The sequence below is a fragment of the Mycobacterium sp. NPDC048908 genome, assembly GCF_043197955.1.
In the GTDB taxonomy this organism is placed as follows: Bacteria; Actinomycetota; Actinomycetes; order Mycobacteriales; family Mycobacteriaceae; genus Mycobacterium.
Window position 1 is genome coordinate 62,062 of record NZ_JBICUE010000019.1, and the last position, 23,640, is coordinate 85,701.

25 protein-coding genes are annotated in these 23,640 nt (G+C 65.8%); 19 read left to right on the top strand and 6 right to left on the bottom strand.

Annotation, left to right across the window (positions count from 1 at the left end; genetic code table 11):
* Positions 1–55 precede the first annotated feature (55 nt).
* From ACGFK1_RS29645 to ACGFK1_RS29655, 3 genes are read left to right on the top strand one after another with little or no spacing between them, the layout of a single operon-like run.
* Positions 56–673 carry a TetR/AcrR family transcriptional regulator gene (locus tag ACGFK1_RS29645; protein WP_393438210.1) on the top strand — a complete coding sequence of 206 codons (618 nt, stop codon included), beginning with the start codon at positions 56–58 and terminating at the stop codon, positions 671–673.
* A complete protein-coding gene (locus ACGFK1_RS29650) occupies positions 670–1,563 on the top strand; it encodes an SDR family NAD(P)-dependent oxidoreductase (RefSeq protein WP_393438213.1) in 894 nt (297 codons plus the stop codon). The genes ACGFK1_RS29645 and ACGFK1_RS29650 overlap by 4 nt, the downstream gene beginning before the upstream one ends.
* Positions 1,564–1,591: 28 nt before the next feature.
* Positions 1,592–2,764: an MFS transporter gene (locus ACGFK1_RS29655; protein WP_393438216.1), complete on the top strand. Its 1,173-nt coding sequence runs from the start codon at positions 1,592–1,594 to the stop codon at positions 2,762–2,764.
* Here the strand turns inward: ACGFK1_RS29655 and ACGFK1_RS29660 are convergent.
* Positions 2,733–3,056, bottom strand: a complete 324-nt coding sequence (locus tag ACGFK1_RS29660) for a DMT family transporter (protein WP_393438219.1) — start codon at positions 3,054–3,056, stop codon at positions 2,733–2,735. The genes ACGFK1_RS29655 and ACGFK1_RS29660 overlap by 32 nt on opposite strands.
* Positions 3,056–3,388, bottom strand: a complete 333-nt coding sequence (locus tag ACGFK1_RS29665) for a DMT family transporter (protein ID WP_393438222.1) — start codon at positions 3,386–3,388, stop codon at positions 3,056–3,058. The genes ACGFK1_RS29660 and ACGFK1_RS29665 overlap by 1 nt, the downstream gene beginning before the upstream one ends.
* Positions 3,389–3,475: 87 nt before the next feature.
* On the opposite strand from ACGFK1_RS29665, the gene ACGFK1_RS29670 reads away from it, so the two are divergent.
* The 8 genes from ACGFK1_RS29670 to ACGFK1_RS29705 all read left to right on the top strand — a co-directional run bounded on the left by ACGFK1_RS29670 (position 3,476) and on the right by ACGFK1_RS29705 (position 10,493).
* Positions 3,476–5,014: a carboxylesterase/lipase family protein gene (locus tag ACGFK1_RS29670; protein WP_393438224.1), complete on the top strand. Its 1,539-nt coding sequence runs from the start codon at positions 3,476–3,478 to the stop codon at positions 5,012–5,014.
* A gap of 78 nt (positions 5,015–5,092) precedes the next feature.
* Positions 5,093–5,977 carry a sterol desaturase family protein gene (locus ACGFK1_RS29675; protein WP_393438291.1) on the top strand — a complete coding sequence of 295 codons (885 nt, stop codon included), beginning with the start codon at positions 5,093–5,095 and terminating at the stop codon, positions 5,975–5,977.
* A 28-nt stretch (positions 5,978–6,005) separates the two neighbouring features.
* Positions 6,006–6,488, top strand: coding sequence for a cation:proton antiporter regulatory subunit (locus ACGFK1_RS29680; protein ID WP_393438227.1), 483 nt, complete (start codon positions 6,006–6,008; stop codon positions 6,486–6,488).
* A 259-nt stretch (positions 6,489–6,747) separates the two neighbouring features.
* Positions 6,748–6,888, top strand: coding sequence for a hypothetical protein (locus ACGFK1_RS29685; protein ID WP_393438230.1), 141 nt, complete (start codon positions 6,748–6,750; stop codon positions 6,886–6,888).
* A gap of 129 nt (positions 6,889–7,017) precedes the next feature.
* Positions 7,018–7,590, top strand: coding sequence for a cation:proton antiporter (locus ACGFK1_RS29690; RefSeq protein WP_393438234.1), 573 nt, complete (start codon positions 7,018–7,020; stop codon positions 7,588–7,590).
* 10 nt (positions 7,591–7,600) lie between these two features.
* Positions 7,601–9,007: an NAD(P)/FAD-dependent oxidoreductase gene (locus ACGFK1_RS29695; RefSeq protein ID WP_393438237.1), complete on the top strand. Its 1,407-nt coding sequence runs from the start codon at positions 7,601–7,603 to the stop codon at positions 9,005–9,007.
* A gap of 46 nt (positions 9,008–9,053) precedes the next feature.
* Positions 9,054–9,665, top strand: a complete 612-nt coding sequence (locus ACGFK1_RS29700) for a LysM peptidoglycan-binding domain-containing protein (protein ID WP_393438240.1) — start codon at positions 9,054–9,056, stop codon at positions 9,663–9,665.
* Positions 9,666–9,812: 147 nt separating this feature from the next.
* Complete coding sequence (locus ACGFK1_RS29705) at positions 9,813–10,493, top strand: hypothetical protein (protein WP_393438242.1); 681 nt, start codon at positions 9,813–9,815, stop codon at positions 10,491–10,493.
* On the opposite strand, the gene ACGFK1_RS29710 is transcribed toward ACGFK1_RS29705, so the two are convergent.
* On the bottom strand, positions 10,490–10,930 hold the full coding sequence (locus ACGFK1_RS29710; protein WP_393438245.1) for a nitroreductase/quinone reductase family protein: 441 nt from the start codon (positions 10,928–10,930) through the stop codon (positions 10,490–10,492). The genes ACGFK1_RS29705 and ACGFK1_RS29710 overlap by 4 nt on opposite strands.
* Positions 10,931–11,030: 100 nt before the next feature.
* Here ACGFK1_RS29710 and ACGFK1_RS29715 point away from each other — a divergent pair, with 100 nt between their 5' ends.
* From ACGFK1_RS29715 to ACGFK1_RS29745, 7 genes are read left to right on the top strand one after another with little or no spacing between them, the layout of a single operon-like run.
* Positions 11,031–11,711: a TetR/AcrR family transcriptional regulator gene (locus tag ACGFK1_RS29715; protein WP_393438248.1), complete on the top strand. Its 681-nt coding sequence runs from the start codon at positions 11,031–11,033 to the stop codon at positions 11,709–11,711.
* A gap of 10 nt (positions 11,712–11,721) precedes the next feature.
* Positions 11,722–12,021, top strand: a complete 300-nt coding sequence (locus tag ACGFK1_RS29720; RefSeq protein WP_393438251.1) for a hypothetical protein — start codon at positions 11,722–11,724, stop codon at positions 12,019–12,021.
* 11 nt (positions 12,022–12,032) lie between these two features.
* Positions 12,033–13,085: a hypothetical protein gene (locus ACGFK1_RS29725; RefSeq protein ID WP_393438254.1), complete on the top strand. Its 1,053-nt coding sequence runs from the start codon at positions 12,033–12,035 to the stop codon at positions 13,083–13,085.
* A gap of 43 nt (positions 13,086–13,128) precedes the next feature.
* Positions 13,129–13,467, top strand: a complete 339-nt coding sequence (locus ACGFK1_RS29730; protein ID WP_393438257.1) for an ArsR/SmtB family transcription factor — start codon at positions 13,129–13,131, stop codon at positions 13,465–13,467.
* The gene (locus tag ACGFK1_RS29735; RefSeq protein ID WP_393438259.1) at positions 13,464–14,108 is read left to right on the top strand and encodes an SRPBCC family protein; all 645 of its coding nucleotides are present in this window, start codon (positions 13,464–13,466) and stop codon (positions 14,106–14,108) included. The genes ACGFK1_RS29730 and ACGFK1_RS29735 overlap by 4 nt, the downstream gene beginning before the upstream one ends.
* Positions 14,109–14,153: 45 nt before the next feature.
* A complete protein-coding gene (locus tag ACGFK1_RS29740; RefSeq protein WP_393438262.1) occupies positions 14,154–14,630 on the top strand; it encodes a VOC family protein in 477 nt (158 codons plus the stop codon).
* On the top strand, positions 14,627–16,105 hold the full coding sequence (locus ACGFK1_RS29745) for an FAD-binding protein (protein WP_393438265.1): 1,479 nt from the start codon (positions 14,627–14,629) through the stop codon (positions 16,103–16,105). Before ACGFK1_RS29740 ends, ACGFK1_RS29745 begins: the two co-directional genes overlap by 4 nt.
* On the opposite strand, the gene ACGFK1_RS29750 is transcribed toward ACGFK1_RS29745, so the two are convergent.
* Genes ACGFK1_RS29750 through ACGFK1_RS29760 form a run of 3 tightly spaced genes read right to left on the bottom strand, consistent with a single transcriptional unit; the run spans position 16,102 to position 21,864 of the window.
* On the bottom strand, positions 16,102–17,976 hold the full coding sequence (locus ACGFK1_RS29750) for an ABC transporter ATP-binding protein/permease (protein WP_393438268.1): 1,875 nt from the start codon (positions 17,974–17,976) through the stop codon (positions 16,102–16,104). The genes ACGFK1_RS29745 and ACGFK1_RS29750 overlap by 4 nt on opposite strands.
* Before the next feature lie 24 nt (positions 17,977–18,000).
* Positions 18,001–19,929 carry an ABC transporter ATP-binding protein/permease gene (locus tag ACGFK1_RS29755; protein ID WP_393438271.1) on the bottom strand — a complete coding sequence of 643 codons (1,929 nt, stop codon included), beginning with the start codon at positions 19,927–19,929 and terminating at the stop codon, positions 18,001–18,003.
* Between the two features lie 45 nt (positions 19,930–19,974).
* A complete protein-coding gene (locus ACGFK1_RS29760; RefSeq protein ID WP_393438274.1) occupies positions 19,975–21,864 on the bottom strand; it encodes an ABC transporter ATP-binding protein/permease in 1,890 nt (629 codons plus the stop codon).
* Between the two features lie 47 nt (positions 21,865–21,911).
* Here ACGFK1_RS29760 and ACGFK1_RS29765 point away from each other — a divergent pair, with 47 nt between their 5' ends.
* On the top strand, positions 21,912–23,549 hold the full coding sequence (locus tag ACGFK1_RS29765; RefSeq protein WP_393438277.1) for an acetolactate synthase: 1,638 nt from the start codon (positions 21,912–21,914) through the stop codon (positions 23,547–23,549).
* Positions 23,550–23,640: the final 91 nt, after the last annotated feature.

The window sequence follows — 23,640 nt, forward strand, 5'->3', positions numbered from 1 at the left end:
GATCCCGATGCGCGCCGTGGCTTCACTAGGTCCCGTCTGCTACTATCTGTCTGTAATGATCCCTACAGAAGCTAGACCGACCAAGAAGCAGCTCCAGGGCGAACAGTCCCGTGAGCTGATCCTCGACGCGACCGAGCGCCTGATGGCGACCCGCGGCTACGCCGCGACGTCGATCAACGACATCCGGAAGGCCTGCGGCCTGCCTCCGAGCTCGATCTACTGGCATTTCGGTTCCAAGCAGGGTGTACTCGCGGCGGTGATGCAGCGCGGCGCCGACCGGTTCTTCGCGGCGATCCCGACGTCGGAGGACGTGCAAGCGCAGTTGGCTGTGGTGTCGACATTGCAAGCGCAGCACCCGGATTTTCTGCGGCTGTTCTACATGTTGTCGCTCGAGCGCGACAACGATCCGGCCGTCGCCGCAGTGATCCGTCGAGTGCGCGACACCGCAATTCATCAGTTCCGTGACGCGATAAGCCAGCTGATTCCGCCAGGGGTTGCGGCGGCGAAGGCCGAGCGCGTGGTCGCCGAACTGACCGCCGTGGCCGTCGCGCTGTCGGATGGCGTCTACTTCGCCGAACACCTCGAACCCGAGGGTACCGACGTCGAACGAATGTACCGGCGGCTGTTTCAGACTGTGACGGCGCTGATGCCGATTCTGTTGGAGGACAAGTGAATACGAATTCCGTCATTGTCACCGGCGGCACATCGGGTCTCGGGTTCGAGTGCGTCCGCGCGTTGTTGCACAGCGACCCGGCGTGGCACGTCGTGCTCCCGGTACGCGACCAGGGCCGTGGCGCGGCAGCGGTCGACGAGTTGGGCGCACAGCAGCGCTGCACGGTGCTGCCGATGGATCTGGCGTCGCTGGCATCGGTGCGCGGGTTCACCGACGAATTCAGCGCGGCCGATCTCCCGCCGTTGCGGGCGATCGTCTGCAACGCAGGCGTTCAGGTGGTCGCCGGCACGCAGCGCACCGAGGACGACATCGAGATGACGTTCGGTGTCAACCACCTCGGGCATTTCGCACTGGTGCAGGGTCTTCTCGGGCAACTGGTGCCACCCGCGCGAATCGTGGTGGTCAGCAGCGGAACTCACGACCCGGACAAGCGCACCGGCATGCCCGACCCGTGCTACACGTCGGCGGCCTCGCTGGCAGACCCCGACGCGTCGCTCACCCACGGTCGTCAGCGCTACACCACCTCGAAGCTGTGCAACGTGCTGTTCGCCTACGAACTCGACCGCAGACTCGGTGACGGTGTGACGGTCAACGCGTTCGATCCCGGGCTGATGCCCGGCTCGGGGCTGGCCCGGGATTACCCGCCGCTGCAACGCTTCGCGTGGCGCTACCTGTTGCCGGCGCTGCGAGTGTTGCCAGGGGTTCGCAGCACCCGGGCCTCGGGACGCTACCTGTCAGCGCTGGTGACCGATGCCCGATACGACGGCGTCAGCGGCCAATACTTCGCGGGTCGGCGGCCCATCAAATCGTCGGCGGAATCTTACGACCGCGCCAAAGCGCGCGACCTGTGGGAGACCAGCCAGGCACTGCTGGCCCACGCGGCCAACTAGCCCACGGGGTTTCGGTAGTGTCGGATCAGTGACGCTGGACCGGAGGGCCCGCAGCGCGGTCGCGGCGTTGTTTCTGACCAACGGAGCGATCTTCGCCAACCTGCTGCCGCGCTATCCGGAGATCAAGTCTGACCTGCACCTGTCGAACGCCGTCTACGGCGCCGCGATCGCCGCGTTCTCGGGCGGAGCGCTGGTGGCGGGGTTGGCGGCCGGCGCGTTGATTCGGCGGTTTCACTCGTCGCGGGTCGCGGTGGTCGGCACGATCTGTCTCGCGGCGTTCGTGGTCGCCGCGGGCCTTGCCAATTCACCGCTTGTGTTTGCGGCCGCCTTGTTCGTGGCAGGGGCGTCGGATGCGATCACCGACGTCGCGCAGAATGCGCACGGTCTGCGGGTGCAGCGCAATTACGGGCGTTCGATCATCAACTCCTTCCACGCGGTGTGGGCGGTCGGCGCAATACTCGGCGGCTTGATGGGGGCCGGTGCGATCGCCATCCACCTGCCGAGGTCGACGCACTTGTTGATCGCGGCCGCGGTGTTCAGCGCCGTGGTTCTTGTCGCGTATCCGTACCTGCTGCGGGGCTCTGACCATGACGACCATCCGGCCGCACACTCGTCTGGTCAGGGCAGCGCGGGTGCTGCGGTGTATGCGACGCTGCTGGCGCTGGTGGTGATCGCGATTGCCGGAGCCACGGTCGAGGATGCCGGAAGTAGTTGGGCCACATTGTATTTGCGCGACAGTCTGGGCGCGCCCGGAGCAGTTGCGGTGTTCGGCTACGTCGCGCTGGTGGGGTTCATGTTCCTCGGGAGGCTGATCGGCGACCGGATGGTGGACCGATTCGGCGAATGTACCGTCGTGAGGGCCGGCGGATTCGTCACCGCGCTCGGAATGGGCGCGGCGCTCGCGTTCCCGAATGTGCCAGGCACCATCGCGGGCTTCGCTGCGGCGGGCTTCGGAGTCGCGACGCTGATACCGGCGGCCATGCACGGTGCCGACCAGCTGCCGGGCATGCGCCCCGGCACCGGGTTGACCGTCGTGACGTGGCTGATGCGGATCGGCTTCTTCGGCGCGCCGTTGCTCGTCGGCGTCGTCGCCGACGCCGCCTCCCTTCGCGTGGGATTGCTCTCCGTTCCGATCGCGGGCATCACGGTGATCGCGCTCGCAGGCGCGCTCAGTGCACGGCGGCTGCCATCTCGATCGTGAGCACCCCCGCCACGATCAGCACGATGCCCGCCATCATCACCCAGGTGAGCGGTTCGCCGAACAAATAGCGGGCGATGACCGCGACCAGCGCCACGCCGCACGCAGTCCACACGCCGTAGGCGATGCCGACCGGCATGCCCAGCGAAAGCGTCAGGTACAACAGATAAAACGACGCCAGATAACCGGCCGTGACCGGCACAATCCAGACCTTATTGCGGAAGCCGTCGGACGCGCGCAGCGCCAACGTGGCGAACACCTCGCTGAGGATGGCGCCCGCCAGCGCCCACCACATCACGGCTGGTCCGCGGGATGCGAACCGAACTCGACCAGCAGCACGCCGCCGATGATCAGCAGAATTCCCGCCGCGATCGGCCAGGTGAACGGATCGCCGAAGATGGTCGCCGCCAGTACCGCCGTCGCCGCGGTCCCGCACGCACCCCAGATGCCATATGCGACGCCCACGGGCATGCCCGCCCGCAGCACCATCGTCAGCAGGATGAACGAGCCAAGGTATCCGGCGGCCACCACGACCAGCCACGCCGAATGATCTTGAGACGCGCGCAACGACAGCGTGGCCGCGACCTCGACCGCGATGGCCGCGATCAGCAGCATCCACTTGCGCACCAGGCCAACCTAGCTCAGGCGCTTCAAAGCCCGACACGTGACGGGAATCTCGCGGTTAGCTGTGCTATCGATGGGTAGCCTCGTGTCATGAGCAGCGTTGTCGAAACCGCATACGGCCCCGTCCGTGGCGTCTACGACGGCGTCGTCACGTCCTGGAAAGGGGTTCGCTACGCCGCCCCGCCGACCGGTGATTTGCGGTGGCGGGCGCCGCAGCCGCCCGAGCCGTGGACGGAGGTCGCCGACGGCAGCATCCTCGGCGCTGTCTGTCCGCAGCCGGTCGACCCGAGAATTCCGATCGATCTCGGCGCGCCGCAGGGCGACGACTGTCTGACACTGAACATCTGGACGCCGTCGAAGACCGCCAATGGCGACAGCAAGCCGGTGATGGTGTGGATCCACGGTGGCGCCTACGTGCTCGGGTCGGCCAATCAGCCGCTGTACAACGGCCGCCGCCTCGCCGCAGACGGCGGCGTTGTGGTCGTCACGGTCAACTACCGACTCGGCGCGTTCGGCTTCCTGGACCTGTCGTCGTTCAGCACGTCACGGCGCCGATTCGAGAGCAACATCGGCCTACGTGACGTCATGGCTGCGCTGCACTGGGTGCAGGACAACATCGCCGCATTCGGCGGCGACCCAGACCGCGTCACGGTGTTCGGTGAGTCGGCAGGGGCAGGCATCATCACCACCCTGATGACCAGTCCGGCCGCCGAAGGCCTTTTCGCCGCCGCGATCGCGCAGAGCTCCCCGGCGACGTCGCTGTACGATCCGAGTCGAGCCCGGCGGGTGGCCGAGCAGTTCGTCGCCGCACTTGGCCTGGGCGCCAACGAGATTGACCGGCTCACCGATGCGCCGAACGAAGCGCTTGTCGCCGCGTCACGGGCGCTGTTCAACGACGTCCCGGTCCAGAGTCCCGGCACATTGGCCTTCGCGCCGATCGTCGACGGCGATCTGGTGCCCGACCATCCTGTGAAGCTGGCCCGCCAGGGCCGGTCGCATCCGGTTCCGCTGATCATCGGCACCAACAAGCACGAGGCGGCGTTGTTCAGGTGGATGAAGTCACCGCTGATGCCGATCACGCCGGAGGCCATCAACGCGATGTTCGCGCAGATCGCCGCCGAACAGCCCAATCTGGTGTTGCCGAGCGACGATCAGATCGAGTCCGCGTACCCGGGGCTGAAGGGCAAGGCTCGCGGCATGGGTGTGGCACGCGACCTCGGGTTCCGGATGCCGACGGTCTGGCTGGCCGAAGGCCATAGCGCCGTCGCGCCGGTGTACCTCTACCGATTCGACTGGGCCACACCGATGTTGCGGTTGCTGCGGCTGTCAGGTGCGCACGCCACCGAACTGCCGTTCGTATGGGGCAATCTGGTGGCGGGTCCCAAAGATCCGACGTTCAAACTCGGCGGCATGAAGACTGGCAAGCTGGTGTCGGCCCGCATCCGGGCCCGTTGGTCGAATTTCGCGACGCACGGCAAGCCACTCGGGCTGGACGGCGAGCCGGAGTGGTTGCCATACCAGGAGGCCGATCGAGCCTGCCTGCTGATCGACCGGCACGACTCCGTCGTCAACGACATCGACCTGCACATCCGGTCGGCATGGGGCAGTGAGGTGCTCAGCTTCCGCTAGCGCCGTGCCAGCTAAACTCGTCGCGGAGGTGTCGTCGTGGATTTGGCAAACGCATTTTCGGATGTGCTGCCGCCGCTGATGCACGACCCCGTGATGTACGCGGTGCCGTTCTTCTTGCTGATGCTGATCATCGAGTGGACCGCGGCGGGCAGACTGGCCCACACCGAGGGGGAACGTGCACCGTCGGGTGCGTATCACCGGCCCGATGCGTTCGCCAGCATCAGGATGGGGCTGGTATCGGTCGGGACCAGCGGAGTGCTCAACGCGATCGCGCTGCTGGGATACGCGGCGCTGTACGCCTACGTGGCACCGTGGCACCTGCCTGCGACGCAGTGGTACACCTGGGTGATCGCCATCGTCGGCGTGGACTTCCTCTACTACTGGTATCACCGGATGGCGCACCGGGTCCGCATCTTCTGGGCCACCCACCAGGCGCACCACTCCAGCCAGTACTTCAACTTCGCCACCGCGCTGCGGCAGAAATGGAACATCAGCGGCGACGTGTTTCTCCGGGCACTGTTGCCGCTCTTCGGCGTTCCGCCGTGGTTGGTGTTCCTGTCGTTCTCCATCAACTTGATCTATCAGTTCTGGATCCACACCGAACGCATCGGCAAGCTCTGGCGGCCAATCGAATTCATTTTCAACACGCCGTCACACCACCGGGTGCACCACGGCATGGATCAGCAGTACCTCGACCGCAACTACGGTGGCATCCTCATTCTGTTCGACCGGCTCTTCGGCAGCTTCCAGGCGGAGACGGCCAGGCCGCATTACGGTCTGACCAAACAGGTCGACACCTTCAACATCTGGAAATTGCAGACTTTCGAGTACGTGGCGATCGCCCGCGACGTACGGCATGCCGCACGCTGGCGCGACCGGCTCGGCTACATCTTCGGGCCGCCGGGATGGCTGCCCACCGAGGCGTGCAACGGTGTCGACGAATCGGCGAAAGTCCGGACCTAACGCCATGCGCGACAGACATCATGAAGTCGTGGATGTCGGAGAGGTTCTGCCACCCGGCGTCGGGCTGCGCTACGAGTTCGGGAATCGGGATGGCGACCGACCCGGCGTTGTGGCTAGGCGGACCGGTGATTTCGAGGTCGTCGTGTACCCGAAGGACGATCCGGACCAGGCCCATGAAATGTTCCGTCTGACCGACGAGGAGGCGGAGGCGCTGGCGCAGATCCTCGGTGCGCCACGAATTGCCGAACGCTTCGCCGACCTGACCCGAGAAGTTCCCGGACTGAACGCCGGACAAGTGGTGATCCGCTCGGGCAGCCCATTCGTGGACCGGCCGCTCGGCGACACAAGGGCGCGCACCCGCAACGGTGCGTCCATCGTCGCCATCGTCCGCGACGAGGAAATCCTCGCCTCCTCAGGCCCCGCCGACATGCTGCGGGCCAACGACGTTTTGGTGGTCATCGGCACCGAAGACGGGATTCGTGGAGTCGAAGCGATAGTCGTTTCGGGCTGATCCGTGGAGGTATCGGCGACGCTGCTGCTCGAGCTCGGCGTCATCCTCACCGCGCTCACCGTCCTGGGCACCGTCGCGCGCCGATACGCCTTGACGCCCATACCGCTGTACCTGGCAGCCGGTCTCGCGCTGGGGGAGGGCGGCATCGCCCCGATCCCGTCCGCCACCGAATTCGTCAATACTGGAGCGTCCGTCGGCGTCGTTCTGTTGCTTCTGACGCTCGGCCTGGAGTTCATGATCGGGGGAATTCGCCAGCAGTTTGCGCCGCCATCTTCCGTCGGCGTGGGTGGACGTCGTGCTCAACGCGGTGCCGGGCGCGATCGCCGGCTGGCTGCTGGGTCTTGGCGGCGTGGGCATGCTGGCCTTGGCGGCCGTCACGTACTCTCGTCGTCCGGAGTGATAGAGCGACTGCTGTCCGACCTGCGCCGGCTTGGTAACAGAGAGAGACACCAGCCGTTGTCGGTGCTGGTGCTGGAGGACTTCGCGATGGCCGCCTATCTGGACGGCGATCGCCATCGCAGCGCTCGGCGTGGCGTTTGTCGCGTCCTATCGCGGTGCCATCACGTCGGCCGCATCGTGGCACACCCGGACAAAGCAGATGCTGCCGCGCATCCTCCGTCTGACGCTGATCGTCGCGGCGCTCGCCGAATTCGTGCACGCATCCGCGGCCGTCGGCGCGTTCCTCGTCGGCCTGACGTTGACCGGCGAATCCGCGCATCGCGCGCGGACCGTGCTCAGCCCGCTGCGCGACCTGTTCGCGGCGGTGTTCTTCTTGTCGATCGGAGTGTCCGTCGACCCCGCCAAACTACTGCCGATGCTGCCCGCGGCCGCCGCGCTGGCGGTCGTCACGGCAGGCACCAAGGTGCTGACGGGTCAATTCGCCGCCCGCCGCGACGGAGTGGGCAGACCGGGCCAGTGGCGTGCGGGCACCGCACTGATCGTCCGCGGGGAATTCTCGTTGGTCATCATCGGATTCGTCGGCACGGCGTACGAGGCGGTCGAGGCGGTGGCTACGCCGTACGTGTTCATCCTTGCCATGTTCGGGCCGGTGCTGGCCCGGTTCACCGGAGGATCCTCACCGCGATCCGCCAGGAACCCGTAGTCTCCGCGATGTGGAGACGGTGTTTGATGCCGACGTCGATCCGACCCTGATCGAACGCGCCCTTGCGGCAACCTCGTTCGGCTCAATGTGGCTCGATATCGAGCGGCCCGAGTACCCGCGGGCCGTCGGATCGGTGATCTGCGACCTGCTGGTCATCGGCGGCGGCTACGCGGGGCTGTGGACCGCACTGCATGCCGCGCAGCGAAATCCGGACCGCCGAATCGTGCTGATCGAGGCGAACCGGATCGGCTGGGCGGCTTCGGGCCGCAACGGCGGCTTCGTCGACGCCAGCCTGACCCACGGCCTGCAGAATGGAAAGACCCGCTGGCCCAACGAGATCGACACGTTGGAGGCGATGGGCCTGGAGAACCTCGACGGCATGCAGGCCGATATCGAGTCGCTGCGACTGGACGCAGAGTGGCAACGCACCGGCATGCTCACGATGGCAACCGAACCGCACCAGGTGGAATGGCTCGCCGACGCCGCCGCCGACGGGGAGGGGCAACTGCTCGACCTGCGCGAGATTCGCGAAGAGGTGCATTCCCCCACCTACCTGGCCGGCCTGTACAACCCGGACAGCTGCGCGATCGTGCACCCGGCCAAACTCGCGTTCGAACTAGCCCGTGCCTGCCAGGAGGCCGGGGTGGTGATCTATGAGCGCACCAACGCGACACATCTGGATTCGGCGGGTGTCGCACTGCACATTCAAGCCGGCGACGCCACCATCACCTGCCGCGACGCGGTGCTCGCGACCAACGTCTTTCCCAGCCTGCTCCGCCGCAACCGGCTACGGACGGTGCCCGTCTACGACTACGTACTGGCCACCGAGCCGCTCACGGACGCGCAGCTCGACCGCATCGGTTGGCGGCGCAGGCAGGGAATCGGCGACTCCGCCAACCAATTTCACTACTACCGGCTGACCATGGACAACCGGATTGTGTGGGGCGGCTACGACGCTGTCTACCACTTCGGCCGCAGGGTCGACGCCCGATACGAGGACCGGGCGGACACCTTTCGACGGCTCGCCGCGCACTTCTTCATCACCTTCCCAGCGCTCGAGGACATCCGGTTCACCCATCGGTGGGCGGGCGCGATCGACACCAACACCCGGTTCTGCGCCCACTGGGGACTGGCCCGCGGCGGGCGAGTGGCCTATGTCAACGGATTCACCGGACTAGGAGTCGGCGCGGCGCGATTCGCCGCCGACGTATGCCTTGATCTCCTCGACGGCGTTCCGACGAAGCGCACCGAACTGGAGATGGTGCGCAAGCCGCCGTTGCCCTTCCCGCCGGAGCCTCTGGCCAGCATCGGTATCCAGGCGACGCGGTGGTCGCTGGATCGGGCCGACCACTCGGCGGGACGGCGCAATATGCTGTTGCGCACGCTGGACGCGTTGGGTCTCGGGTTCGATTCCTGACGCGTATTCCGCACGGCGACAGCCATGCTCAGTAAGTTCAGCAAACATGACCGACAGACTGATGAACGGTGAAAAACTCGAACGCGGGCAATCGTTGACGTCGCGCAACGGGGCGTACACCTTGACGTTGCAGGACGACGGAAACTTGGTGTTGGCCGCGGGCGGGCAGGCCGTATGGGCGACCGGCACCAACGGGCAGGACGCGCAGCGACTGGAGGCGCAAAAGGACGGCAATTGCGTGCTGTACACCGCCGACACACCGATCTGGCACACAGATACCAAGGGCGCCAAGGACGTTCGCCTCCTTCTGCAGGACGACCGAAACCTGGTGCTGTACGGATTCGACGGCCCGGCCTGGTCGTCGAACACCCAGACCGACGAGGCGCCGGCCGCTGCGCCACCCCCGCCACCTCCGGCCGCGCCTGAGGCTGCGGCACCGCAGCCCGAAGTCGCTCCAGCCGCTGTCGAGCAGCCCGCATTCGAACCGGCAACCGCCCCACCGCCGCCGCGGACGTACACGGTGGTCGCCGGTGACACCCTGTGGGCGATCTCCGAGCGCTTCTACGGCGACGGCAGCAAGTATCAGATGATCGCCGACGCGAGTTCCGTTTCGAATCCGGATCTGATCAATCCGGGTCAGGTGTTGACCATCCCCTAGCATCGGCGTTTCCGGATATCAATTGTGTAACGTCGCAGCGTCGTACTCCGATGACCAATTGCGATGCTGTTATCGCAGCTCACCGGTACGCTTGACACCCTTGACAGATGAAGATCGGAGGCGACAGTGCGCCTACCAGGTTCGCGAATGCTCACAGCGGCGGCCGCGATCTTCATGGTCACCCTGCCAGTCACCGTCCCAGTCACGTCGGCCAACGCGACACCCGGTGTGCCGGTTTTCCCCGGCATGGAGGTGCGTCAAGGCACGAACGTCTGCACGCTGGGATTCGTCGATCCGCAAACGCGAGTTGCGTTCACGGCCGGCCACTGCCGGGGCAGCGGGCAGGTGACCGACCGGGACGGCAACGTGATCGGCAACCAAGCAGGGTTCCGCGACAACACCCCGAACGGCGCCACCGTCGACACCAACCACCAGATCGCCGACTGGGAGGCGATCAGCCTGGCCCCCGACGTCGCGGTCAACAACATCCTTCCCGGCGGACGGGCCCTGGTGACCGATCCGGCCGTCGCTCCGGTCCCCGGACTGCCGGTGTGCCACTTCGGTGTGATCACCGGAGAAAGTTGCGGGACCATCGACGCCGTGAACAACGGTTGGTTCACGATGGCCAATGGTGTCGTGAGCCAGAAGGGCGATTCCGGGGGACCCGTGTATCACCCCACTCCCGACGGCAGGGCGGTGATCGTCGGCATGTTCAACAGCACCTGGGGTCAGTACCCGGCCGCGGTGTCCTGGCAGGCGGCCAGCCAGCAGGCACACGAAGACGTCATTTCAGCCGCCGCGGGTAGCGCACCGCCAGGCCTGCCCTAACGTAGAAGTTCGAAAATCGGGATAGACGGTGCGACCGAGCGGATTTCGTCGTCGCTCGACTGCGGGGTGAGCCCGCCGACGTGACCCTTGACCTCCCAGTACCAGCGGTCGAGGTAGCTCCTCAGCAGTTGCGGTCTGGCGTCATCGGCGACTTCCGCGACGCGTACCTCACGGCTTCGCCAGCGCGGGCCCATCTCCACCACACCTGCCGCCAGCGCGTTACGTGCCCACTGCGTGTTGCCGCGCGGTGACACCACGAAGTCGCGGTCGTCGACGGTCAACAGGTTGATCACCACGCCGCGGCGCTTTCCTGTCTTACGGCCCCGCACCCGCAGCGCGCGGGTGCCCGCGATGCTGATGCCGGCCTCCGCGAGCCAGCGGATCACCGTGTTGCCCGCACGGGCGACGGCGTTCGGTTCGTCATAGCGAACGGTCATCTGCATTCCTTTCAAAGCGAGAGCGGTGCTCTCTATTAGAGTGGCATGCGCACTCCCGTAAATCAAGAGCGGTGATCTCGTTTTGTGTCAGACTGACCGCGTGGGCAAGCGGCAGGAATCGCGCGAGAAGATCGAGGCGCAGATCATCGAGATCGGCAGGCGCCATCTGATCACCGAGGGCGCGGCTGGATTGTCCCTGCGGGCGATCGCCCGCGACCTTGGCATGGTGTCCTCCGCGGTGTATCGCTATGTGGCCAGCCGCGACGACCTGCTCACCATGCTGCTCATCGACGCCTACTCGGAGTTGGCCGATGCGGTCGATGACGCCGCCGCTGGTGGCTCGTGGCGCGAGCGGATGCTGACCATGATGCAGGCGGCCCGCCGTTGGGCGGTCGATCAGCCGGCCCGCTGGGCGCTGTTGTACGGCAGTCCGGTGCCCGGCTACCACGCCCCGCGCGAGCGCACGGTCGGGCCGGGCACGCGAGTGGTCGGCGCGCTGTTCGGTGCCGTCGCCGAAGGCATCGTGGCCGGCGACATCCCTCAGGCCAATGCCGTTGCCGCGCAACCATTGTCATCGGACTTCGACCGGTTACGGGAGGAATTCGACTTTGCGGGTGACGACTCAGCCGTCGGTAAGTGTTTTCTGCTGTGGGCCGGCCTTGTCGGCGCGATCAGCCTCGAGGTCTTCGGGCAGTACGGCGCCGATACGCTGACCCACCCTGGCGCGGTGTTCGACACCCAGGCCCGGCTGCTCATCGACGCACTGACTATCCTGAACTGACGAGGCGCCGATGAACCGCGAAGAGCTCTTCGCCTCGATCGAGGCCGCGCGGCCCGATCGAGAGGAGACTGTGTACCTCGAACGCCGGGGGAATTCCTACCATTGGCGCATCGTCCCGCTGGACGCTGTCATCACCGAGACACCTGCGGACAACCCCGACGTCTGGATGTGCTTTTCGGCCACTTGGCCCACTGACCGGGCCCGGCTGCGGCTGTTCTTCGACGATCTGATGGCCGAACTCGAGTCGATGGCCGACCACGTCGACCGCTGCCGTTGGCCGCTGAACGACCCCTGGCCGCATCCGCACTGACCGGTGACATCGTGGACTTCCGCATCGATCCGGAGCAACGCGCACGCTTCAAACGCTGTCGCAGGCAATGGCATTTCGCCTCACCGCACCGTCGCGGACTGGAGCCCGCCTCCGGTTCGACGACCACGCTGGCCGCGGCGGTCAAGGACGCGCTCGCGGTCTACTACTACCCGGGTACCTGGGACTGGCAGCACGACCTGAAGCAGTCACTGGTGCACAAGGCGATCGACCGCTCGTTGACCGGTGCGGCCGACCTGGTCGAGAGCGCCACGGCGCTGCTCGACTGCTACGACGCCTGGGCCACGGCCATCGATGACTTTGCACCGGTCAAGATCGATCACGACGTCACGGGCATGCTCACCGATCCGGCCGAACCCGACCGAGGGCTGTTGGCTCCCAATGGGTCCGGAATGACCTACGCGTGCAGGATCGACCTGGTGGTCGTCGATTCCACCGACGAGTACTGGGTGATGCACCACCAGATCGTCGACGACTGGCAGCATCCGGACGCCCTCGTACGCGACGAGGAGACGGTCGCGGCGTGCTGGGCGTGGGAGCAGGACTACATCGGGATGCAGATCGCCGGGACAGTCCACAACGAGATACGCCTCAGCGGCCCGCTCGAGATCCCTGCGCGCTCGCAAGCGCTGCGTCTGCGAGCCCGTGTCGCCCAACATGAGGGCAGCGGCGGGGGCCGTTCCATCCCGCAGCACCAGCGTGAGCCGGCGCGGGCGCGGGTTCACGCCGGAGCCCGAATCGATCAACGCACCGCGGGACCGCTGCGCCGCACCCGTATTCGCCGAAGCCGTGACGACATCGCATCGGCAGGGGCGCAACTGAGCGCAGAAGCGCGCGACATGGTCGGCGATCCTGCGGTGTATCCGACGCCGGGGACGCATTGTTCGACGTGCGAGTTCGCCGCGCCGTGCCTGGCGATGTACCACGGTGCGGACCCGGAGCCGCTGCTGGCCGCGCACTTCCGCTCGCGGTCGACGGCGCCGACCAGGCCGCGGTTGGGCCAGGCCACCTGGGGGTTCGGCAGGGGTGCCGCACCGCCACAATAATTCAGCCTTGACTTATATAAGCGGTGGCTTTTTAATTGCACCGATGCATGCGTTCGATGTTCTCGGTGATCCGGTGCGCAGGCGGATACTGGAACTGCTTGCCGGCGGCGAGATGTCGGCAGGCGAGATCGGCGCCACCGTCCAGGGCGAGTTCGCGATCAGCCAACCGGCGGTCTCGCAGCACCTGAAAGTGCTGCGAGACAACGGTTTTGCGTCGGTACGCGCGGACGGTCAGCGTCGGTTGTATGCGGTGAACGGCCAGGGATTGCGTGATGTCGACGAATGGCTTGCCGGTTTCCGCCGATTCTGGACGCCGCACCTGAATGCACTGGCGACCGAAATCGCTCGCGGAAAGCGGCAATCACGAAGGAGGGAAAGATGATTGAGATCGACGCCGACCATCAGATCAATGCGGTCTCGCGCGATCTCGGGGCCCGCGACATCGATGCCGGGCAGGCGCACGTCGTCACGGTGAGCCAGGCCTACGACACGACCCCCGAGGACCTGTGGGACGCGGTCACGAGCATCGAGCGGATTCCGAGGTGGTTTCTGCCGATCAGCGGTGAACTCACGGTCGGCGGAACCTACCAACTCGAGGGCCACGCCGGAGGAACCATTCTGACCTGCGACCCGCCGAAGACCTTCACGGCCACTTGGGAGTTCGGCGGCAATGTCAGTTGGATCGACGTCACCGTCGCGGCTGACGACCCCCATCGCGCCCGGTTGATCGTCGAACACATCATCCCCATCACCGACGACGAGATCTGGCGCCAGTTCGGCCCAGGTGCGGTCGGCATGGGCTGGGATTCGATGCTCCTCGGACTGGCCCTGCATATGCCGACCGGCGAATCCATCGACCCATCGGTCGGCCAGGAGTGGCTGGCGACCGACCATGGGCGCCGGTTCTTGGCTCTGTCCTCGGAGAAGTGGTACGAGGCAAGTGTCGCGTTCGGAGTGGAATCCGCACTGGCGCGCGGAATGGCCGACCGCTGCCTTGCGGCCTACCGCGGCGAACAAAACTAGAACACGTTCTAGCCAGTGGGCCTCCTCGGCGATATCCTCTAGGCGATGCCCGCCCAGACACCTGTCCAGATCGCGTGGGTCACCCGTGACCTCGACGCCACGGAAAAGGCCTTGACCACCCTTCTCGGGGCGAAGAAGTGGATCCGGATGTCCGGCGTGCACTTCGCGCCCGATGCGTGCACCTACCGCGGGCGGCCCGCGGACTTCATCGCCGACATCTCGCTGTCCTACGCCGGTGACACCCAACTCGAACTCATCGCGCCGGTGCAGGGCGAGAGCATCTACACCGATTTCCTCGACAGTGCGGGCCCCGGGCTTCATCACATCTGCGTGGAGGCCGATGACGTCGAGCAGGCGCTGGCCGAACGCGGCGCCGAAGTCGTACAGCGCGGCGTGATGCCCGGCGGCATCGAGTTCGCGTACGTGTCGGCCGCGGACGCCGCCGTGCCCTACATCGAGATCGCGCGCATCTCTCCCGAGATCCGGGCGTTCTTCGACTACATCAAGCAGGAGCAGAAGTGAGCACGGAAATCCCGGCAATCGTTGCGGTCACCGATGTGTCGTCGTGGTCCGACGAGGTCGATGTGCTGGTGATCGGATTCGGTATCGCCGGCGGGTGCGCGGCCGTCAGCGCGGCAGCGGCGGGCGCGCGCGTGGTGGTGCTGGAGAAGGCGTCGGCCGGGGGAGGCACCAGCGCCATGGCGGGCGGGCACTTCTACCTCGGCGGCGGCACAGCGGTGCAGCAGGCGACGGGACACCCCGACAGTGCGGACGCGATGTATTCCTACCTGGTCGCGGTGTCGCGGGAACCCGAGCACGACAAGATCCGCGCGTACTGCGATGGCAGCGTCGAACACTTCAACTGGTTGGAGGACTTGGGTTTTCAGTTCGAGCGCAGCTTTTACCCTGGCAAGATCGTTGTGCCCCCTGGCACGGAAGGCCTCTCCTACACCGGCAACGAAAAGGTGTGGCCGTTCATCGAGCAGGCCACGCCCGCACCACGCGGCCACTCGGTGCCGGTGCCCGGTGAGCTCGGTGGCGCCGCGATGGTCATCGACCTGCTTGTCAAGCGAGCCGACGAACTCGGTGTCGAAATCCGTTACGAGACCGGTGCAACCAACCTGATCGTCGACGGGGACAAGGTGGTGGGCGTCAGCTGGAAACACTTCGCCGAGACCGGTGCGATCAGGGCCAAGGCGGTCATCATCGCCGCGGGCGGTTTCGCGATGAACCCCGAGATGGTCGCCGAACACACACCCGAGTTGGGCAGGAAGCGCCGCACCAAACACCACGGTGAGGTCGAGCCGTACATACTCGGCAACCCCAACGACGACGGTCTCGGCATCCGGTTGGGCGTCTCTGCGGGCGGTGTGGCCAAGAACCTGGATCAGATGTTCATCACCGCCGCCGCTTATCCGCCCGAGATCCTGCTGACCGGCATCATCGTCAACAACCAGGGCGAGCGCTTCGTTGCCGAAGACTCCTATCACTCCCGCACGTCGGCCTTCGTACTCGAGCAACCCGATCAGGTGGCGTACCTGATCGTCGACGAGGCGCATACCGAAATGCCTGCGATGCCGCTGATCCGGTTCATCGACGGCTGGGAAACCGTCGATGAGATGGAGGCGGCGCTCGGAATACCGGAGGGCAGGCTGGTGTCGACGCTGAACCGGTACAACGAGAATGCGGCGCGCGGCGAGGACCCCGACTTCCACAAACAACCGGAATACCTTGCAGCACAAGATAAGGGGCCGTGGGCAGCGTTCGACCTGTCGCTGGGCCGGGCGATGTACTCGGGGTTCACCATGGGCGGACTGGCCGTCTCGATCGACGGCGAGGTGCTGCGCGAAGGCGGCGCCACCGTTGCCGGGTTGTACGCCGTGGGGGCGTGCGCATCCAATATCGCGCAGGACGGCAAGGGTTACTCCAGCGGGACACAGTTGGGCGAGGGGTCATTCTTCGGCCGCCGGGCGGGAGCCCACGCGGCCCGCAGCTAGACGGGTGCCAGGCGCCACGGCCCGCCGCCGAGCAACTCCAGGCGCCGATCGTGGTGCTGTTCGACGGCGGGTCGATGGCTGACGCTGACCACGATGCAGTCCGGCAACGCGGTGCGCAATGCCCGGTACAGCGCGAACTCCTGGCCCTCGTCCAGCGCCGAGGTGGCCTCGTCGAGGAACACCACCTTGGGTTTGGTCAACAGCACCCGAGCGAACGCGATGCGCTGCTGCTCACCGGGTGAGAGCACCTTGGCCCAGTCGGCCACCTCGTCGAGGCGGCCGGAGAGATGACCGAGCGTCACAGTATCGAGTGCCGACTGGATTGCCGCATCGTCGAATTCCCCTTCCACCCCCGGATACGAGATCACCGCACGCAGATCGCCGAGCGGCATGTACGGCAGCTGGGACAGGAACATCGTGGCCTGCGCGGGGCGCCGCACCGTGCCGGAGGTGAACGGCCAGAGTTGGGCCAGGCTGCGTAACAGCGTGGTCTTGCCCGTGCCGGAGCCTCCGGTGATCACCAACGATTGGCCGGGGTCCAGCCTCACCGCGAGCGGGTCGACCAGTCGCGTGCCGTCGGGCGTGCGAACCTCCACAGCCTCCAGTTCGAGGGCACCGTCAGCGCTGGGCAGCGCCGTCAAAATCGGTAATTCCCTGGATATTTCGTTGGCCACCACCAGCCCGTCGAGGCGGATGATCACCGCGCGATAGTTGGCGAACGAGTCGTAGACGGCGCGGAAGAACGCCAGTGAATCGTGCACCGAGACGAAAGCGCTCGACGATTGGGTGACGTCACCGAGCTGTATCTCTCCCGCGAACAGGCGCGGGGCCTGCACCACTGTCGGCAGCGGGCTGACGATCTGGTTCATCGACCTGTTCCAGCCAAGGAACAGCAGGGTGCGCCGGACGAAGGCCCGGTAGTTGGCGATGACGGCGGCGAATCTCGTCATCAACTGCCCCCGCTCGGCACCTTCACCGCGGTACAAGCCGATGGCCTCGGCCGCGTCGCGCAGACGTACCAGCGCGTAGCGGAATGCGGCGTTGGTCAGCTCGTTGCGGAACGACAGCCGGATCAGTGGCCTGCCGATCCAGAATGCGATGACCGTCGTGAGGAACACATACACCAACGCCATCCAGAACAAGGCCTTGGGCACCGTCACGCCGGAAAGCGTCAGCGGCCCGGCCAGCCCCCACAGGATCGGGGTGAACGAGACAACGTTCACGATCGCGAACACGGTGCCGAAAACCAACGTCTGCGACGATCCGACGGTGGGGGAGTTGGGCCCCTCGCCGGTGCCGGTGGTGAAGGTATCGATGTCCTGCTGGATGCGTTGGTCCGGGTTGTCGATCGGATTCTCGATGAACCGTCCGCGGTAGTAGGCGTCACCGCTGAGCCAGTCGCCGGTGAGCCGCTGTGTCAACCAGACGCGCCACCGGATGATGAACCGCTGCATCAGGTACACGTCGAGCAGATTGCGGACGATGTCGCACACGGCCAGGCCGACGTACACCACCATTGCGGCCCAAAACCCGTTGATGGCAGCACTTTTCGCTGATCCATCACCATCGAACGCAGCCTGCAACGCCGAGAACTGGTCGTTGGACTGGTAGCTGAACAGCACGCCGAGGCGTACGTCGATCATCACCGACGCCAACAACGCGCCGAGGTACAGCCACACCGGAATGCTGTGCCTGTCGACGAAGTAATCGCCGGTGACGCGCCAGAATTGGCGACCCCAGGCGGTGAATCGTGCCAACACCGCCAACACCGCAACCGTGCACACCGCCGCGATGGCCCAGGCTCTCGCCACCCACAGCAGGGAAGTGACCAGCTCGTCGCCCCAATCAAGGGACGGCGTGAACGTGTCCATGCCGGGAAGCTACCCGGCGTGGCGCTACACGGGGACCCGCTCGTCGCCTCCCACCCTGCCGAGTCGCCATTCACCGTTACCGAGCAACTCGAGTTCGTGGGTGTGGTGCTGTCCGACGGTCGAGCGGTGGCTGACACTGACCAGAATCGTGTTGGGCAGCTCGCTGCGCACCAACTGATAGCAGGTGTACTCCAAGCCCTCGTCCAACGCCGAGGTGGCCTCGTCGAGGAAGACGGCCTTCGGCCTTGTCAGCAACACCCGAGCGAACGCGATGCGCTGCTGCTCGCCGGGGGAGAGCACCTTGGCCCAGTCCAGCACCTCATCGAGCCGGTCGACGAGATGCGGCAGCGCGACTTTCTGCAATGTGCGCTGCAGCGTGCGGTCATCGATCTCCCCTTCTTCGCTCGGGTACGAGATCACCGCGCGCAGATTGCCGAGCGGCACATAGGGCATCTGCGAGAGGAACATCGTCTCGTTCGGGCCGCACGGACGGGTCAAAGTGCCCGAGCAGAACGGCCACAACTCGGCGAGACTGCGCAGCAGCGTGGTCTTGCCACTGCCCGACGGGCCGGTGATCATCAACGTGTCGCCGATTTCCAGGCGCATGTCGATCGGCTTGACCAGTTGCTTCCCGTCGGGGGTGCGCACCTCGACACGGGAGAGCTCGACGGTGCCGTCCCTACACGGGGTCGTGACGACCTCCGGCAGGGCCCGGCCCTCTTCGTTGGCGACGACGAGGCCGTGCAGACGGATGATCGCGGCCCGGTATCCGGCGAACTGGTCGTATGCGTTACGGAAGAACGACAACCCGTCCTGGATGCTGCCGAACGCCGACGCCGACTGCGACATGGCGCCGAGCTTGATCTCGCCTGCGAGAAATCGCGGGAATTGCAGCAGGTAGGGCGCGACCACGATGATCTGGCTCATCGAAAGGTTCCAGCCGTAGAACCCCATCATCCGGTTCACGTACCGCTTGTAGTTGCCGACCACCGGGGAGAACAACCGCCGCAGACCGGTGCGCTCCGCCAGTTCGCCGCGGTAGAACGCCACCGCCTCCGATGCGTCGCGCAGGCGCACCAGCGCGTAGCGGAACGCGGCGTTGAACTTTTCGTTGTTGAAGGACAGCCAGATGATCGGCCGACCGATCCAAAACGCGATCACGCTGGCGAACAGAACGTAGACGAGTCCGATCCAGAACAGCGCCCGCGGGATCTCGACGCCGATGACCGGCAGGGTCAGCGAACCGGACAGGTTCCACAGGATCGCGGTGAACGAGATCATCGACGTGATCGATGAGATCGCGCCGAACAGCAGCGTGGCCGCCGACGTGTTGTTGGGTGTGTTGGGCAGCGGACCGACGCCTGCGGTGAAGATGTCGATGTCGGTCTGAATGCGCTGATCCGGGTTGTCGATGGTGTCGTCGATGAAGCGGGCGCGGTAGTACGCCTTGCCGTCCAGCCAGTCGTCGGTCAGCCGATTGGTCAACCAGGCGCGCCATCGCAGCATGAACCGCTGCATGAGGAAGAGGTCCACCATCACGCGGGCGACGTGGATGGTCGCAAGGATCGCGAACACGACCATGGACAGCCAGAAACCGTCTTTGCCTGACGATTTGACGGCCTCGTCGCCGGTGCCGAGCCCTGCGGCTATCGACTGGAAGCTGCTCATCATGTCGTTGCCCTGGAAGGACAGCAGCACGTCGATGCGGACGCCCGTGACCACCGACAACAGCAGGCCGGCCAACCACAGCCAGACGAAGACGCTCTCGGGGCCCTTGAAGTAGTCGCCGGTGATGCGCCAAAACTGCCTGCCCCATGTGGTGAACCGATAGATCAGCGCGAGGATGACCATCGTGGCAACGGCGGCGATCGCCCATGCCTTGGCGATCCACCACAGCGACGTCAACAGTTCGTTTCCCCAATCGAGCGTGGGGATGAACATGTCTGGGTTCATTCCGGCAAGGTACCTCCATAACCTGCTGTAAGCGCTCTGCAGGGTCTAACTCCTGGTCGTTAGCGGGTCGAGGCGCCACCCTCCCTCTCCGACCAACTCCAGGTGACGGCCGTGAAACGGCGCTACGGTGCTGCGATGGCTCACGCTGACCAAAATGGCGTCGGGGAACTCGGTTCGGACCAGGTCGTAGAGCATCAGTTCCAGACCCTCGTCCATCGCCGAGGTCGACTCGTCGAGGAAGACGGCTTTCGGCTTGGCCAGCAGCAGCCGCGCGAAGGCGATCCGCTGCTGCTCACCGACCGAGAGCACCTTGGCCCAATCCCTGACCTCGGTGAGCCGGATAGCCAGGTTCGCCAGCGCGACCTTGACCAGAGCCTGCTGGATCTCGCGGTCGGCGACGGCGCCGGACTCGAGTGGGTACGACACGACCGTGCGCAGGTCGCCGAGCGGAATGTAGGGCAGCTGGGGTACGAACAAGGCGTCACATCGCCCCGACGGCAGACGCACGGTGCCGGAGACGAAGGGCCACAACCCGGCCAGGCTCTGCAGCAGGACAGTCTTGCCGATCCCGGACGGGCCGCTGATCAGCAAGGTGTCACCCGGCTCCAGCCGCAGGTCGAGTTCGCGAATGAGCGGATCGCCGCCGGGGGTGCGGACTCCCACACCACTGACCTCCAGTGATCCGTCGGTGGACGCGGTCGTCGTCACCCTGGTGAATCGGCGGGCAAGGGTGTTCTCGTCGACCAGGCCGTCCAGCCGGATGACCGCGGCCCGGTAGCTCGCGAACGAGTCGTAGGCATCGCGGAAGAATGACAACGAGTTGTGGATGGTGTGGAACGCGGTGGCCGACTGAAAGACGTCGCCGAGGGAGATCTGGGCCGCGAACAACCGCGGCGCCTGGACGATGAACGGCAGCGGGTCGATGGCCTGGCTCATGGACAGGTTCCACCCCGTGAAGACGACCATCCGGTTGCGCCAGTTCGCGTAGTTTTCCATCACCGCTGACAGCCTGCTGGTGAGCACGGAGCGCTCGGCGTTCTCACCGCGGTAGAGCCCGACGGCAGCGCTCGCGTCGCGCAACCGGACCAGCGCGTAGCGGAAGCCGGCGTTGAGCAGTTCGTTCATGAAGCTCAACCGGATCAGCGGCCTGCCGATCACGAACGCCACGATGGTGGCCGCCAGCACGTAGCCGATGACCACCCAGAACAGCGCCCTTGGCAGCGTCACCGTGCCCACCGTCAGCGGCCCCGACAGCCGCCAGAGGATGGCGCCGAAGGAGAACACGGACACCACCGCTTCGACCGCACCGAAGAGCAACAGATGATCCGAGGTGTTGGCCGGATTGTTCGGCTCCCCGCCGACACCGGCGGTGAAGACGTCGATGTCCTGCTGGATGCGTTGGTCGGGGTTGTCGATAGGCTGACGCGAGAATTGGCTGCGGAAGTAGGCGTAGTCGCCGAGCCAGTCGTCAATGAAGCGGCGGCTCAACCAGATTCGCCATCTCATGATGAATGTCTGGGTAAGATAGAGGTCGCCGAGCGTGCGCGCCACATAACACACGGCCAGCACGGCGAACACTAGGATGGTCGTCCAAAACCCATGGATGCCAGTGCTTCTCGCGGAACCCGGCTGAAAGGTCAGCTGCAATGCGGAAAACAGATCGTTGGCGTAGTAGCTGAGCAGCACGTTGATGCGCACCACCACGATGGCCGACAGCAGAAGCAGTCCTAGCACCGCCCACACCGGAGCGCTCTGCCTGCCCTTGAAATAGTCGCCGGTGATACGCCAGAACTGCCTGCCCCACTCGGTGGTCCGTCCGATCGCGACGAGCACCACGAGCAGTGCGCACGCGGCGACCGCCCACACCTGCAACACCCACAGCGCCGAGTCGACGACTTCATGGCTCCAGTCGATCGACGGTCGGAAGGTGTTCATCGCCTCGACACCCCAATGGTTTTCATGAGCGAGATTATGCTGCGGCCATGAGCATCGAGGCTCCAGTTACGGTCAATGCCGGACATCTGATCGCCCGGCGGCTGCGCGCCAGCGGTATCGACACCGTCTTCACCCTTTCCGGCGGGCACCTGTTCTCGATTTACGACGGATGCCGCGCCGAAAACATCCGGCTGGTCGACACCCGCCACGAGCAGACCGCGGCGTTCGCAGCGGAAGGCTGGTCAAAGGTGACCAGGGTGCCCGGGGTCGCCGCGCTGACGGCGGGCCCCGGCGTCACCAACGGAATGAGCGCGATGGCAGCCGCGCAGCAGAACCAGTCGCCGCTGGTGGTGCTGGGCGGGCGCGCCCCGGCGGGACGGTGGGGCCAGGGCTCGTTGCAGGAGATCGACCACGTGCCGTTCGTGGCGCCGCTGACCCGGTTCGCCGCCACCGCACAGTCGGCAGACCAGATCGGCCCTCTGATGGACGAGGCGCTGCGCGCTTCGGTGGGGACACCGTCCGGCGTGGCTTTCGTCGATTTTCCGATGGACCACGTGTTCAGTCCGGCGCAGGACCATGGCGGCCCCGGTGCTCTGATCGACCGGCCGGCCGGCGTTGGTCCCGACGGAGACGCGTTGGACACTGCCGCGCATCTGCTGGCCCGAGCGGAGCGGCCGGTGATCATGGCGGGCACCAACGTGTGGTGGGGCCACGGCGAGAAGGCCCTGCTGGCCTTGGCGGAAGAGTTGCGGATCCCGGTGTTGATGAACGGCATGGCCCGCGGTACGGTGCCGGCCGACCACGAGCTGGCATTCTCGAGGGCCCGGTCAAAAGCATTAGGCGAGGCCGACCTTGCGCTAGTGGTCGGGGTGCCGATGGACTTTCGCCTTGGCTTCGGCAATGTGTTCGGGACGCGGACCAAGCTGATCGTCGCGGACCGCGCCCAGCCCGAGCGGCCTCATCCGCGGGACGTCGCTGCCGAACTCTACGGCGATCTGACCATCTCGCTGTCGGCGCTGGCTAGCGCCTCCGGGGGCGAGCACGAGGGCTGGATCGGGGATCTGCGCGCGGTCGAGGACGCTGCGCGGGCTGCCGAACAGACGGAGTTGGCCGACGACCGCACACCGCTGCACCCGATGCGGTTGTACGCCGAGCTCAAACCGCTGCTCGACCGCGACGCGATCGTCGTGATCGACGCCGGCGACTTCGGCTCGTACGCAGGACGGGTGATCGACAGCTACGTGCCGGGCGCGTGGCTGGACAGCGGACCGTTCGGCTGCCTGGGTTCCGGGCCGGGCTATGCGCTGGCGGCCAAACTCGCCAGACCAGAACGGCAGGTGGTGCTGCTGCAGGGCGACGGCGCGTTCGGCTTCTCCGGTATGGAATGGGATACATTGGTGCGCCACGACATTCACGTGGTTTCGGTGATCGGCAACAACGGCATCTGGGCGCTGGAACACCACCCGATGATGATGCTCTACGGGTATTCGGTGGTCGCCGAACTGCGACCGGGCACCCGCTACGACGAAGTGGTGACCGCACTCGGCGGGCATGGCGAAGTCGTGTCGACGCCCGCCGAGGTGCGGCCCGCGTTGGAGCGGGCGTTCGCGGCGGGAGTGCCCGCGGTGGTGAACGCGCTGACCGACCCGGCCGTCGCATACCCGCGCCGCTCGAACCTGGCCTAGTTGTGATGTCCAGGGAGGTTATCCGGGTCGCTGTCGGTGAGCCTGTGTGACAGGGAAGGCCTCCGGTTGTGAAGTGGAGCTGTCTAGGAAC

Excerpts from the sequence above, each read along its gene's own strand:
- ACGFK1_RS29645 (WP_393438210.1), top strand. The coding sequence starts at position 56 with ATGATCCCTACAGAAGCTAGACCGACCAAGAAGCAGCTCCAGGGCGAA.
- ACGFK1_RS29660 (WP_393438219.1), bottom strand. The coding sequence starts at position 3,056 with ATGTGGTGGGCGCTGGCGGGCGCCATCCTCAGCGAGGTGTTCGCCACG.
- ACGFK1_RS29670 (WP_393438224.1), top strand. The coding sequence starts at position 3,476 with ATGAGCAGCGTTGTCGAAACCGCATACGGCCCCGTCCGTGGCGTCTAC.
- ACGFK1_RS29675 (WP_393438291.1), top strand. The coding sequence starts at position 5,093 with ATGCACGACCCCGTGATGTACGCGGTGCCGTTCTTCTTGCTGATGCTG.
- ACGFK1_RS29700 (WP_393438240.1), top strand. The coding sequence starts at position 9,054 with ATGACCGACAGACTGATGAACGGTGAAAAACTCGAACGCGGGCAATCG.
- ACGFK1_RS29705 (WP_393438242.1), top strand. The coding sequence starts at position 9,813 with ATGCTCACAGCGGCGGCCGCGATCTTCATGGTCACCCTGCCAGTCACC.
- ACGFK1_RS29710 (WP_393438245.1), bottom strand. The coding sequence starts at position 10,930 with ATGACCGTTCGCTATGACGAACCGAACGCCGTCGCCCGTGCGGGCAAC.
- ACGFK1_RS29720 (WP_393438251.1), top strand. The coding sequence starts at position 11,722 with ATGAACCGCGAAGAGCTCTTCGCCTCGATCGAGGCCGCGCGGCCCGAT.
- ACGFK1_RS29730 (WP_393438257.1), top strand. The coding sequence starts at position 13,129 with ATGCATGCGTTCGATGTTCTCGGTGATCCGGTGCGCAGGCGGATACTG.
- ACGFK1_RS29735 (WP_393438259.1), top strand. The coding sequence starts at position 13,464 with ATGATTGAGATCGACGCCGACCATCAGATCAATGCGGTCTCGCGCGAT.
- ACGFK1_RS29740 (WP_393438262.1), top strand. The coding sequence starts at position 14,154 with ATGCCCGCCCAGACACCTGTCCAGATCGCGTGGGTCACCCGTGACCTC.
- ACGFK1_RS29750 (WP_393438268.1), bottom strand. The coding sequence starts at position 17,976 with ATGGACACGTTCACGCCGTCCCTTGATTGGGGCGACGAGCTGGTCACT.
- ACGFK1_RS29755 (WP_393438271.1), bottom strand. The coding sequence starts at position 19,929 with ATGAACCCAGACATGTTCATCCCCACGCTCGATTGGGGAAACGAACTG.
- ACGFK1_RS29760 (WP_393438274.1), bottom strand. The coding sequence starts at position 21,864 with ATGAACACCTTCCGACCGTCGATCGACTGGAGCCATGAAGTCGTCGAC.
- ACGFK1_RS29765 (WP_393438277.1), top strand. The coding sequence starts at position 21,912 with ATGAGCATCGAGGCTCCAGTTACGGTCAATGCCGGACATCTGATCGCC.